This window comes from Aquimarina spongiae (assembly GCF_900141785.1).
GTDB classification, from domain to species: domain Bacteria; phylum Bacteroidota; class Bacteroidia; order Flavobacteriales; family Flavobacteriaceae; genus Aquimarina; species Aquimarina spongiae.
The window spans coordinates 810,891-823,160 of sequence record NZ_FQYP01000001.1 but is presented as its reverse complement, the minus strand read 5'-3'; the positions used below and the strand labels follow the sequence as shown (position 1 = coordinate 823,160).

The following is a 12,270-nucleotide window of genomic DNA, read 5'->3' as shown; positions in this document are numbered from 1 at the left end:
TCTACTCTTTACGTATAGATAACCTTTGGATATGGCAGAAAATTGAAATTTGACTATGGAATCAAGGAATACATTTTCTACCCCCAAAATACACGAAAAGTTTTCGATCAATAAACGCAATCCCGATAGAGACGAGTTGATGCGACTTGCGTATGCCTTCATTAAAGAAGGAGAGGTTTATGAGCAGGAGGCAGGTAGTTTTTTGCTGGATTGGTTAAATGAAAAAGATCACATTGTTGTACAAACATCTGGGTCTACCGGAAAACCTAAAAAAATAAAGGTCCTTAAGCAACATATGATCAATAGTGCCAAAGCGACTGGCAAATTCTTCAAGGTAGAAGAAGGAAGCACTGCGTTACTTTGTTTGTCTGCAAACTATATCGCTGGCAAAATGATGCTGGTCCGCGCAATGGTATTAGGGTGGAAAATTGATTTGGTACCTCCAAAAACAAATCCTTTGGATACCGTTTACAAGCAGTATGATTTTTGTGCTATGGTTCCTTTGCAACTCGATAACTCCTTAAACCGATTGCACCTTATCAAAAAACTAATTGTAGGTGGTGGTCCTGTTTCAGAAAATTTAAAAGAACTTATCCAAGGCGTAAAAACAAAAATTTATGAAACCTACGGGATGACAGAAACCGTATCCCATATCGCAGCCAGAAGGATAAACCCAAAGAAAAAAGATAAAAAAGAAGCGAATTATTTCAAGGCTTTACCAAATATCACATTAAACCTTGATGACCGTAATTGTCTGATCATTAAAGCTCCTCAATTATATAGTGAGACTCTAGTCACCAACGATGTAGTAGATCTTAAAACCTACAAGAAATTTGTTTGGAAAGGACGCTATGATAATGTGATTAATAGTGGAGGAGTAAAGCTATACCCAGAAGAGATTGAAACTAAGCTACAACTTTTGATCGGGCATCGTTTTTTTATTGCAGGAATACCAGATGACCTTCTTGGGGATAAATTGGTGCTCATTATAGAAAGAGATTATGAGGAAGTAGCCTATCTAAGTATTAAAGAGGCTATAAACGATCTGAATACCCTTAGCAAATACGAAAACCCTAAAGAGATTTATTTTTTTCCTCAGTTTATAGAAACTGAAAACGGAAAAGTACAACGTACCCAGACACTAGAATTGGTGATGAGCTCCAGCTCATAACCTCTAGACTCTTTATTTCCCTCATTCAAAATTAGGTTTCCCTCATTGTTGATTGCCTTCAATCTTAACAACCTATAATTTCAGGTCATAATCTAAAAGGATCAACTATGAAATTATTAGGGTTTTTTATGTGTTTTATTTTGAGTATTGGATATACTCAAGCACAACAACTGAATGTAACGGGAACGGTTACAGACAACCGAAATTTACCATTACCTGGAGTAAGTGTCATTATCAAAGGGACAACCAAAGGAATACAAACAGATTTTGATGGTGTGTACAATATCTTAGTGAATAAAGGAGATACATTGGTGTTTTCTTATGTAGGATTTGCGACCAAAGAAATACAAGTAATTGCTTCAGGTACTATTGATGTGACTCTTGAAGTATCGGCTAGCGAGTTAGAAGAAGTAGTAGTCACAGGGTATGCAGCAAAAAGACAAAAACACTCATTGGGGTATAGCGTTTCTACTATAACGGCTTCTTCAATAAAAAAATCCAAACGCAGAAGAAAGGTAAGAGCTTTACGGGGTAGAGCAGCCGGAGTAGTGATTTCGAAGGGTAATCAGAAATCTCGAGGGAACAGTAATGTCATCATCAGAGGAACAAGTAGTGTTGATAGGAATAAACAACCATTATTTGTTGTAGATGGAGTAGTTATGAGTAAAAAAGATATGGCTGGTATTCAAGCAATGGATCCTTCCAAAATAAAGAGTATCAATGTTCTTAAAGGTAAGAGTGCTTCATCGATTTATGGTGCAAAGGCTAATAACGGCGTAGTTGTAGTAACAACGCATACTGGAAAGTTTAAAATAGAAGATAATGAATCCTATACAGAAATTGAAGAAAATACTTTTAAGCATGTACAAACATCACCGCTATCTACTTTTTCAATAGATGTAGATAAGGCTTCGTATAGCAACATAAGAAGAATGATAAATAACGGGACTCAAGTTCCTCAAGATGCAGTAAAAGTGGAAGAAATGATTAATTACTTTGACTACGATTATGCTCAACCTACAGGAGAGCACCCAATGGCAATACACACCGAATACGGTCAAACCCCTTGGAATCAAAATTCTCAACTTGTGAAGATTGGTTTAAAGGGAAAGGAAGTGCCGAAAAGTGAAATACCTGCATCTAATTTGATCTTCTTAATTGATGTATCGGGTTCGATGGGTAGTGAAAACAAGTTACCACTACTTAAAAAGGCATTTTCACTATTGGTAAAAGAATTAAGAGAAAAGGATAAAGTCTCAATTGTAGTATACGCAGGTGCCGCAGGACTTGTGCTGGAGCCTACCTCTGGAGCGAATAAAACCAAAATCATTAACGCTCTTGATCGTCTAGAATCGGGAGGAGCAACCGCTGGAGGAGAAGGAATAGCTTTGGCTTACAAGGTTGCTCAAGAAAATTTTATTAAAGAAGGTAATAACAGAGTAATACTTACTACAGATGGAGATTTTAATGTAGGGATGAGTTCTGATACGGATATGAAAAGATTGATTGAAGAAAAACGTAAATCAGGAGTATTCCTAACATGTCTAGGTTTCGGAATGGGTAATTATAAAGACAGTAAACTAGAAACACTTGCTGATAAAGGCAATGGAAATCATGCATACATAGATACAATGCAAGAAGCGCAAAGAGTTTTGGTGAAGGAATTTGGAGGTACACTATATACTATTGCCAAAGATGTAAAGATTCAAGTGGAATTTAATCCCTCAAAAGTAAAAGCATATCGCCTTATCGGTTACGAGAATCGATTGTTAAATGACGAAGATTTTGTGGACGATACCAAGGATGCAGGAGAGCTAGGGAGCGGGCATACGGTTACAGCACTTTACGAAATCATACCTGCGGGAGTACAAAGCGAATTTGTCATTGATATCCCCAATTTGAAATACACTAGAACTAATGTAAAAACGGGCTTTGGAAATGAATTATTAACGGTAAAATTTAGATATAAAAAACCTAGCAAAAATAAGAGCATAGAAATGGTGCATATAGTGGACACAGAAAACCATGAAACAACTCATGATTTCAACTTTGCAGCTTCCGTAGCTTGGTTTGGAATGAAGCTTAGAAATTCTAAATACATCAAAAATCAAAAAGTGGAAGATATTATTTCTCTTGCAAAAAGTAATAAAAATGAGGATAAAGAAGGATACCGATCAGAATTTGTTTGTTTAATGTCCAGTTATATTGATTTATAAAACTAGGAGTTAGTGTTGGCTAATTCATAAGGAGGCACTTTGCTTTGTTGCAGGTGTCTCTTTTTTGTAATACATTAGTTCTACTAATTAAACCCTATTTTCCTCTTCTCACTTATGAAAAAGATTCTTATTGTTGGCTTGCTTACTCTTTCTACTTCGATACAGGCTCAAATTCTTCCGCAACGGGAGCGAGCTGCGGTTATTGATATGATTCTGGAAGCCAGATTTAATGATTTGTTACCCAAATTAATGGATCGAACTGGACTCGATATGTGGATTCTGATTTCCAGAGAATATAACGAAGATCCCGTGCTTAAAACAATGTTGCCGTCAACCTGGTTGAATGCAAGACGTAGAACGATCTTAGTTTTCTACAGAGATCAATCCAAAAATACTATCGAAAAATTGGCAGTAGCCCGATATAATGTTGGTAAAAATATAGACTCTGCCTGGGACAAAGAAAAGCAACCTGATCAATGGAAAGCCCTGGTAGATATCATTTCCACAAGAAATCCGAAATCCATAGGAATTAATTATTCAAAAGATTTTGGAATTGCTGACGGAATAGTAAAAACCGACTATAATGAATTTATGGAAGTTCTCCCTGAGGATTTTAAGTTAAGAATCACCTCTGCAGAGAAATTAGCAATTGCTTGGATAGAGACCAGAACGTCTCAAGAGATGGAGATTTATCGTGAGTTGGTAAAAATAACTCATGATATTATTGGTGAAGCATTTAGTACTTCAGTGATCAAACCTGGGGAAACCACAACAGATGATGTTGTATGGTGGTTACGTCAAAAAGCAACTGATTTGGGGTTAGAAACATGGTTTCATCCTACCGTAGATATTCAGCGAACAGGAGAGGACCTGCAAAGTCATATCGTTTCCTTTTCGGACCGACCCAAAGAAAAAATAATCCAAATGGGAGATTTAATTCATTGCGACTTTGGAATTACCTATTTACGTCTCAATACTGACTGCCAGCAACATGCATACATTTTGAAGAATGAAGAAACGTCTCCTCCTGATTTTTTGAATAAAGCATTTGCGGATGGGAATCGTGTACAAGATATTTTGACGTCTAACTTTAAGACTGGTAAAACTGGAAACGAAATTTTATTACGATCCCTAGAGCAGGGCAGAGCAGAAGGATTTAAACCTTCTATTTATACACATCCTTTGGGGCTCTATGGACATTCTTCTGGGCCAACTATAGGTATGTGGGATTCGCAGGGAGGTGTTCCAGGTACTGGAGATTATCCATTATATGAGGATACGGTTTATGCCATAGAACTAAATACTACAGTTACTATCCCTGAATGGAAAAAAGATGTTAGAATCATGCTGGAAGAAGCTGGATTTTGGGGCAAGGATGGTTTTAGATATGTAAATGAAAGACAAACAGAATTGATTACAATACCTAAGCGAACCAAGTGATTAACTTATTAAAAAACGGTAGTTCAAAAGGAACTACCGTTTTTTTATTCAATTATACTTGATAGTAATATCATATTTGTGTGTCTAAGACTTGTGCTTAAAAAGCACAAACTCCAGAAACAAAAATAGGGTTACCTCCATTATTGATGGTAATTCCACATGGACCACATGGACAATCACTATCTGATCTACATTCAAAAAGACTGGGCTCGCATCCAAAGAAACCGCCATTAATCGATTTTTGCGTCCCTTTTTTAAGAACGGTCACACCGTTGAGATTTAAAATGTTTTTAATCATTGTATGTGTGTTTAAGGGTTAATTTTTTCATTTTGTTTTAGAATAAATTGATTTTACAACAGGTCCAGTATTTATGATTTTTCAAGGATCTAAACATTCAATTTGCCCACAATCCTGGTTTGGATTGCTGCCAGCGGATCTTCTTACGGTTCGTCCATCTCCCCATTTTCTGGCGTCGGGGTTGACCACCCAAATACGTAATCCTCTACTTGCAAATTCACTTCGTTCAAAATCAGATGCTAGTCTTAAAGTGATTACATCTTGGCCGGAGTCATTGATATATTGCACTCTATCATTCCCTCTATAAGTTCCTATAATTTCATTTCCTGTTGTGGTTCTAATATCGACGTATGCGTTAGATTCGAAATCATTTCCTACAATCCAGATGCAAAAATTGTCATCGCATCCAGAACCTGCACTCGAAAGAATAGGGGTTCCAATGGGTACGATAATCGCAGCATTGTAAAACCCAAGAAATAGCCCAAAACTAGAACTGCAATTTATGTGATTCAAATATCCAACGATTTTATAACCATTAGGCAGGGGAGTGCCAGCACAAATAAACGTTGCTGGTGTTGAAGACTTACCTAAGTCTACAGGGTTTTCATATAGAATAGTTGTTGGGATGCTGTTTTCTTCTTCAAGAATGACATCATCCTCAGTTTGGCAACCTACCAAATGTAAGAATAGGCCTAAAAAGAGTAGTTTTAAGAGTGTTTTTTTCATGATGTTTTAATTTGTGTGTGAATATTAGTTTATTAACTATTTTGACAACCAGAAGGAAGGTATTGATGTGGATTATCTCCTGAACTGTTACAAGCCCAATTTTCTTGAGTATATCCTCCTTTGATATGCAGCTGTTCTGATTTGGTAATAGGTTTGAAATTTAAATTCCTAAGATGGTTTGACATGATATTTTGTTTTTATATTGAGAAATAGACTAAGTATGAATTAAAGATCAATTTATGTGTAAAAAGTTGGTTTTTAAAAGTGTAGTATGTCAATTTTATATATTTGATGTTTTTGAAACTGCTTTTTTTGTTCTTACAGCATTTACCTAAGACCTTTGAGGTAAACAGCATGCGAATAACCTGTTTGTTTTTTGAAAGCAACTATAAAAGTATTTACACTTTTATACCCCAGTTCATTCGAAATCGCTTTGATCGTATATAACTTAAATCTTCTATCAGTTTTTAATTTTTTGATGCAGTGTTGTATCCTCAAATGATTTACATATTCGTTAAATGTTTTTAGTTTGTAGATATTGATAATTCTTGATAGGTAAGATGTGTTCGAATTAATGGTCTTTGCTGTATTGTAAAGGTTGCATTCTGAAGAAAAGAAGAAGTCTGTTTTTTCTAATTCATCAAGCTTTTGGATGATGCTTTGTATTCTATCATCCGCGATATTAATATCAGCGATTTCTTTTGAAGAGTAATGTTGATTTGCGTGCATTAGTTCTGATGATTTAAGATTATAAGCAAACATATTTTTAGCTTCACTTCAACGCAAATCATGTTACACGGTATTCCCGAATTTCGATGGTTATTCAAGAATTTCGAAATATTTCAGAACTAAATCGTATAAAAGAAAACACAGTTTTTTAATATACCTGTGTTCAAATAATTGTGTAATTATTTTGGATATTTTATAAAAGTAAAATCTCAACAACAATGTATTCCCTTATCTTAAATCCCTTTTATACCTGATGAAATTCCTTTGTAGAATTTGTTGAATCATACTTTTTAATTTTAAAGAAGGGTTTACTTCAGAATTTCTTGGCGAAACTATATGTAAATGCTTGTTTTGTAAAATGTTGTGTATTCATTTTTATGAATTTGACTTTACAAAATTCAAAATAAAAAACCTCAAAACAGCTGGTTTAAGAACTGAATTGAGGTGATTTTCCCTTGATAAGAATTAGAAGTGGTTGTAACTTCTAATTGATGATTACTTTTATTGTTTAAATGCTAATTCGTTTTTTATAAAAACTGTTTGACCAACATAATTGTTCCCAGGATACCAAAAATTGGACCCCAATATTGCATTTTGATCCAAAACAAACTATGGTTGGGCTTAATCACTATTTCTTGTCCACTTTCTTTGTCTACCATTGTTTTTTGATTGGATTCATTCCATTTCTTTCCCATGATCCAACTAAAAATGGCGGCAATAAACAGACTAATAGCGAATGATAAATTGTTTTGTTCTTTAGGTAATATGTTACTTAATCCAAAAAGTACTATGGCTAGTACTAAAACCGAGAGAAACCCTCTTCCTGACCAAACTATCATAATAAATTGTTGTTATAGATTATTTTTTATTGAATTCCTGTCAACTCATGATATCCAATGAGTTTTCCTTTTTTATTGTACGATTCGGATTTGACGACCATCGCATCGTTATAATACCATTCTACCCCAGTCCCTTTTACATTAATAATTCCAAATTTGGAAGTGAAATCAAAAGTTACCTTTTTACACTTGTAGGTTCCTGCTGGAGTAGTAATGGTTTCTTCTCCAACAATTTCTCGGTTAAACACGTCAAAAGTCATTGTAACCAGAGTAAAAGCTTCACTATTCACTTTTATAGAAATATTTCCGTCGTTAAGATCATCTCCAGGTTGCATCCCAACTGGAAATTCCAAAACATCGCCGTCGATTTTAAGACTGAGGTTATTTTTGTTATGCTCAGAAAGTTTATCAAAATTAAAAAACCTTAGCATATCCAAACTGAATAGCCCATTGTCGCAGTTGGCTTTATACTCGGTATCAAACGTTTTGTTGTCTTTCTCATCGCTTACTGTTGCTTTGATAATAGCAGAAACTGTATTACCATCTCCAGTAATTGAAATAGTTTCATGAATGGTCGTACTTTCTTTTTTTCCTCTTTTGTTATAATTGGTATAGGTGAGTACAGCTCCTTTCTTCATGAAAGGCACCGCATTACACTCTTGTCCAAAGGACATGATGATTCCTACCAAGAATACAAAAGCATAAAGAAATAGCTTGTTTTTTTGTAACCTAATCATTGGTACTACATTTTTGAAGTTATGAAGATTCCATTGTTTTCTTGGGCCAGGGTTCTCATAAAATTGTGGTCAGCATCTTCTCCAAAGGCTATGGTATGAATGATGATATTATTGGTATTGACTTTTCGGATTTCTTCAAGAACAACCTCTGGACCACCATTTGGAAGACCATCGCTCATCAATACAATTTCTTGCACTCCTGGAGTAGAGATTGCTTCTACCAAACCTCCAGCAGTATTGGTACCACCTCCGGCTTTAAGATTCTCCACAAAAATATTGGCAGAAGTTCTAGACATATTGCTAGCTAAGCGAAGTTCTACGGATTGTTTGGTTACATCATTGTTGTAGGCAAATACGGCAAACTTTTTACCATCAGGAAGTCCTTTGATTGCTGGGATTAGTTTACGTTTTACCGCTCCCAATTTGGTAGCTTGTTTGGTTACCTGTTTTCCTAAAATACTTCCTATTTTTCCTCCAATAGCATTACTAACTGCGCTACCAGCTTTATTTCCAGCTTCTCGCATTACCTGATCTTTGATAGACCCTTCATCTATTCCCTCCATACTTCCTGATATATCGATGAGATATAAGGTGTTTTTGGTAGAGGTTTCAATTCCAAAAAATTGGTCTGACTTCTTTACCACATAACAAGATTGAAATGTACTGATGATCAAAAACACAGAAAGTATCCTAATTACTTTTTTCATATTCCTTTTTATTAATTGATTTTGTGTGATTTGTTATTATTCTGCTAAGTTTTCAAAAGCCTCAAGATTCACCTCTCCAACAGCTTCTCTTAATTGTTTTATAGTAGCATCACCTTCCAAAGAAATTAAGAAGCGATTCGCCACCATGAGGTCGATTTTTGAAGTTTCTCGGTTGTCATAGGGATCTTTTTCTACTTCTTCAACAGCTTTATACCCCTTTATTGTGGTTGATTTGCGATATCCTCTGTCCGTTTGTTCTTCAAAATCTCTGGCAAACCCTAGTCTGGCCAAAGTCACCATGGCGCTTCCTGTTTCTCCAGCTCCGTCTAGTATGGAAAGTGAAATAAATGCTCCATTCTCACTTTCATATTCGGCCTCTCCCATAGATACATCCGGCATAAACTGATTACCTACCGAAAATTTGGTTCTTGGATATCCCAAAATAGTTTCCGGAAGATTTTTCTTCATGTTTTCATTAGAAATTGGCGTAGCAGCTATGAGCTGATCATTTTCTTCTTCAATTTTTTCTGCTTCTTTCGCTATTTGATTTAAGTCAGAAACCCCTTCAATCACATTTAGTAAACCTGGTTCTTCTTTTTCCTTGTTTTTTCCGCAAGAAATCAGAAAAAAGATAGAGAGTGTGGTGATGATAATTCGTGTCATTGCTGTAGAATTGTTATTTATACATTAGTTCGTAAGAACTAAGGTACACCATGATGACACACAAAAGTTGTACAATGAGAATTTGCCCTTAGTATTTTAGAAATAGCAGTAGAAACGTGAGAATTTTATAAATGCCCTTCGATATAATCCAACAAATACTTCTTTCTACTTTGTGCAACTGGGATAGTGTGGGCTTGTTGTAACACCACTTCTTCGTTTCTTTTATTAAATGCGGAAACATAACTCAAATTAATAAGGAAGCTTTGATGCACTCTGAAAAAGTTGTAGGGAGTTAATTTTTGGTCAAAAGATTTTAAAGGTTTGGAAACCAAGATTTCTTTTCCTGTTTTAAGTTTGAAAGTCGTGTAGTTATTATCAGACTTTGCATATAGAATATCCTCGGTATGTACCACATTGATAGTGTCCGCATTTTTGAGTACAATTTTTTGAGGAGGTTTGTTATCCGAAAAATTCTGCAACAAAGTCTTGAGTTGAAGTTCGTAATTTTTGGAATGCATATCCTGTTTAACCTTTTCTAATGCTCTCATCAAATCATTTTCTTCATAGGGTTTCAACAAATAGTCCAGCGCACTGAATTTGAAAGCTTCAACCGCATATTTGGCAAAAGAGGTCGTAAAAATGATTTTAAAATTGATAGTGTCAAACAAGGCCAAGAACTCAAAGGCATTACCATCACTCAAAAACACATCAAGAATCAAAAAATCCGGTTGCAGTTCTTTTACCCATTTTGCAGCTTCCTCGATTGTATCCGAATTTCCGAGTATTTCTATTTCTTCATGTTTTCGTATAATGGTGGTAGCGTACTCAAGAGCCTGTGGATCATCTTCTACAATAAAACAGCTGATATTTTGATTCATACTCTAAATATACAATAGATTATTAAGCTGCAGTAAAAGTTAAAATCACTTCTGTACCCGAAGACGAAGAATTGATGGTAAGGTCACCATTAAAGTTTTTGGAAGCTTTATTCAAGTTTTTGAGTTGTTCTTTGATAATCTCTGAACTCATTGACTTGTGTAATTTTTTTGAGACCTCTTTTTTAGAAGATATTCCTTTTCCATTGTCCGCAATCACGACATGCAATTGATCATTTTCTTTATAATACTTTATTGACACTTTGCCATCAGGAACATCTTTGATACCGTGTAAAATGGCGTTTTCTACAAAAGGTTGTGTGATTAAAGAGGGGACTTGATCAAAATCCTCCTCAACACTTTCTTCAATTTCTATCTGATAGGTAAAAGAATCGTTGTGTGTAAGTTGTTGAAGCTTGAGGTAGGATTCTAGAGCTAACTTATCATCAGCGATGCTAGTAAAATTATCTTCAGAATTCTCCAAGACGAGCCGTATCAATTTGGAATAACTTGATAAATACGAACCGGATTTATCTTTATCATTTTGGTAGACAAAATTTTGAATACTTTGTAGTGCATTGAACAAAAAGTGAGGATTTAGTTGTGTTTTTCTCAATTTTTGTTGCAATAAGACTTTGTCTAGCTGTTGTTTGGTCTTGTAGTTCTTAAATCCAAAATACCCTAAGATTAGAATCAATAGCGCAATAACCCCCAATACAATGAGCATTCCTCTTTGCTGTCTGATCGTTAAGGCCTGAAGCTCATTTTTGGTGTCCAAAATATCAATCTGCTGTTGCTTTTTTTCAGACTCAAATTGTTCGGTTAGCTCTGCCACTTTTTCTTTTTGTTGGGCGCTGGTGATCGAATCCTTAATTTCGTCCTTTAAGTCAGCATATTGAATAGCAGATTTAAAATCATTTAATCCCGTATACGCTTCTTTCAGGTTGTTCAAAACATAGGATTTCAGTACGCCTTTGGCAGTTGGTAATGCGCTATCCAAATAGCGAATAGCTAGACGATACTCTCCTTTTTTAAGGTAGGCATCTCCCATGTTGTTGTAGTTGATGCTAAGATCCGTTGCTTTATTGATAGCTTTCTTTAAAGCAAGACTCTTTTTACCATAAAAAATTGCTTTTTCAAAATCAGGCACATCATCGCTGTAATACGTAGTGAGGTTATTATAGATAACAGACAGAATACTTTGTGCGTTATATTCTTTTGCAAGGCCTTCGGCTTCAAATGCAGTACTTTCGAATTTTGAATGTAAGCCTTGTTCTCTATAGATATTATTAAGGTTCACCAGAATTTGCAATCTCAATATCTGATTAAAATCACTTAACGGCAATGCACGTTCGAGATATACCTGAGCGTTTTTATAATTTTTGAGATGTGCATTTATGGACCCAATATTGGAGTAGGTGTTGACTAATAGTTTATTACTCTTGGCATTTTCTAATACTTTAGCAGCTTTTAGGTAAATGTCCAAAGCGTTCTGAAAGTCTTGTTGATAAAACTGAATGGTACCCAAGTTATGCAGGGTTTGACCTGCAATATGTTCTGGTAGTTTTTTTGCTAAATTACGTTGTAATAGCGAATCTGCTTCACTAAACTTTCGTTTTAGAATGAGCACACTACTTTTCTGCAAATTAGATTTTGCCAATAGGGTATCATTAGATATATTTTTGGCCAGTTCTAGTGCTTGATCCGAATAGTATAGAGAACTATCAATATTCTTTTGACTCAATTCTTTGGAACGACTAAGATGGCTCTCAATTTCCTGAACTAACCCTTCATCCGACTGGGCTTCTATTTGATTAAAACTATATAAAGCTAAAAATAGAACTACAATTTTTATTTTCATTATGTTAC

General features: G+C 35.2%; 13 protein-coding genes. 3 read left to right on the top strand and 10 right to left on the bottom strand.

Going from position 1 to position 12,270, the window contains the following annotated elements; translation table 11 throughout:
* Positions 1-55: 55 nt before the first annotated feature.
* The 3 genes from BUE24_RS03765 (at position 56) to BUE24_RS03755 (ending at position 4,827) form a co-directional block, all read left to right on the top strand.
* The gene (locus BUE24_RS03765) at positions 56-1,171 is read left to right on the top strand and encodes an AMP-binding protein (RefSeq protein ID WP_073314041.1); all 1,116 of its coding nucleotides are present in this window, start codon (positions 56-58) and stop codon (positions 1,169-1,171) included.
* A gap of 107 nt (positions 1,172-1,278) precedes the next feature.
* On the top strand, positions 1,279-3,387 hold the full coding sequence (locus tag BUE24_RS03760; protein WP_073314039.1) for a VWA domain-containing protein: 2,109 nt from the start codon (positions 1,279-1,281) through the stop codon (positions 3,385-3,387).
* A gap of 114 nt (positions 3,388-3,501) precedes the next feature.
* A complete protein-coding gene (locus tag BUE24_RS03755) occupies positions 3,502-4,827 on the top strand; it encodes a M24 family metallopeptidase (RefSeq protein ID WP_073314038.1) in 1,326 nt (441 codons plus the stop codon).
* A gap of 97 nt (positions 4,828-4,924) precedes the next feature.
* Here the strand turns inward: BUE24_RS03755 and BUE24_RS03750 are convergent, their stop codons facing one another.
* From BUE24_RS03750 to BUE24_RS03710, 10 genes are all read right to left on the bottom strand, one after another.
* On the bottom strand, positions 4,925-5,125 hold the full coding sequence (locus BUE24_RS03750; protein ID WP_073314036.1) for a hypothetical protein: 201 nt from the start codon (positions 5,123-5,125) through the stop codon (positions 4,925-4,927).
* Between the two features lie 81 nt (positions 5,126-5,206).
* Entirely contained in the window at positions 5,207-5,851 is a 645-nt protein-coding gene (locus tag BUE24_RS03745) for a hypothetical protein (protein ID WP_073314034.1), read from the bottom strand.
* 32 nt (positions 5,852-5,883) lie between these two features.
* The gene (locus BUE24_RS23830; RefSeq protein WP_170864547.1) at positions 5,884-6,036 is read right to left on the bottom strand and encodes a hypothetical protein; all 153 of its coding nucleotides are present in this window, start codon (positions 6,034-6,036) and stop codon (positions 5,884-5,886) included.
* Between the two features lie 142 nt (positions 6,037-6,178).
* A complete protein-coding gene (locus BUE24_RS03740; RefSeq protein WP_170864546.1) occupies positions 6,179-6,580 on the bottom strand; it encodes a helix-turn-helix domain-containing protein in 402 nt (133 codons plus the stop codon).
* A gap of 527 nt (positions 6,581-7,107) precedes the next feature.
* A complete protein-coding gene (locus BUE24_RS03735) occupies positions 7,108-7,419 on the bottom strand; it encodes a hypothetical protein (RefSeq protein WP_073314030.1) in 312 nt (103 codons plus the stop codon).
* 26 nt (positions 7,420-7,445) lie between these two features.
* Positions 7,446-8,156, bottom strand: a complete 711-nt coding sequence (locus tag BUE24_RS03730; protein WP_073314029.1) for a TapB family protein — start codon at positions 8,154-8,156, stop codon at positions 7,446-7,448.
* Positions 8,157-8,161: 5 nt separating this feature from the next.
* Complete coding sequence (locus tag BUE24_RS03725) at positions 8,162-8,863, bottom strand: VWA domain-containing protein (RefSeq protein WP_073314027.1); 702 nt, start codon at positions 8,861-8,863, stop codon at positions 8,162-8,164.
* A gap of 36 nt (positions 8,864-8,899) precedes the next feature.
* Positions 8,900-9,526 (bottom strand): hypothetical protein, encoded by a 627-nt coding sequence (locus BUE24_RS03720; RefSeq protein WP_073314025.1) that lies wholly within the window; start codon positions 9,524-9,526, stop codon positions 8,900-8,902.
* A 125-nt stretch (positions 9,527-9,651) separates the two neighbouring features.
* On the bottom strand, positions 9,652-10,404 hold the full coding sequence (locus BUE24_RS03715) for a LytR/AlgR family response regulator transcription factor (protein WP_073314022.1): 753 nt from the start codon (positions 10,402-10,404) through the stop codon (positions 9,652-9,654).
* Positions 10,405-10,426: 22 nt separating this feature from the next.
* The gene (locus tag BUE24_RS03710) at positions 10,427-12,262 is read right to left on the bottom strand and encodes a tetratricopeptide repeat-containing sensor histidine kinase (protein ID WP_073314020.1); all 1,836 of its coding nucleotides are present in this window, start codon (positions 12,260-12,262) and stop codon (positions 10,427-10,429) included.
* Positions 12,263-12,270 lie beyond the last annotated feature (8 nt).

Coding starts and splice junctions, on each gene's coding strand:
- BUE24_RS03710 (WP_073314020.1), bottom strand. CDS start 12,262: ATGAAAATAAAAATTGTAGTTCTATTTTTAGCTTTATATAGTTTTAAT.
- BUE24_RS03735 (WP_073314030.1), bottom strand. CDS start 7,419: ATGATAGTTTGGTCAGGAAGAGGGTTTCTCTCGGTTTTAGTACTAGCC.
- BUE24_RS03760 (WP_073314039.1), top strand. CDS start 1,279: ATGAAATTATTAGGGTTTTTTATGTGTTTTATTTTGAGTATTGGATAT.
- BUE24_RS03715 (WP_073314022.1), bottom strand. CDS start 10,404: ATGAATCAAAATATCAGCTGTTTTATTGTAGAAGATGATCCACAGGCT.
- BUE24_RS03750 (WP_073314036.1), bottom strand. CDS start 5,125: ATGATTAAAAACATTTTAAATCTCAACGGTGTGACCGTTCTTAAAAAA.
- BUE24_RS03720 (WP_073314025.1), bottom strand. CDS start 9,526: ATGACACGAATTATCATCACCACACTCTCTATCTTTTTTCTGATTTCT.
- BUE24_RS03730 (WP_073314029.1), bottom strand. CDS start 8,156: ATGATTAGGTTACAAAAAAACAAGCTATTTCTTTATGCTTTTGTATTC.
- BUE24_RS03755 (WP_073314038.1), top strand. CDS start 3,502: ATGAAAAAGATTCTTATTGTTGGCTTGCTTACTCTTTCTACTTCGATA.
- BUE24_RS03740 (WP_170864546.1), bottom strand. CDS start 6,580: ATGCACGCAAATCAACATTACTCTTCAAAAGAAATCGCTGATATTAAT.
- BUE24_RS23830 (WP_170864547.1), bottom strand. CDS start 6,036: ATGTCAAACCATCTTAGGAATTTAAATTTCAAACCTATTACCAAATCA.
- BUE24_RS03725 (WP_073314027.1), bottom strand. CDS start 8,863: ATGAAAAAAGTAATTAGGATACTTTCTGTGTTTTTGATCATCAGTACA.
- BUE24_RS03765 (WP_073314041.1), top strand. CDS start 56: ATGGAATCAAGGAATACATTTTCTACCCCCAAAATACACGAAAAGTTT.
- BUE24_RS03745 (WP_073314034.1), bottom strand. CDS start 5,851: ATGAAAAAAACACTCTTAAAACTACTCTTTTTAGGCCTATTCTTACAT.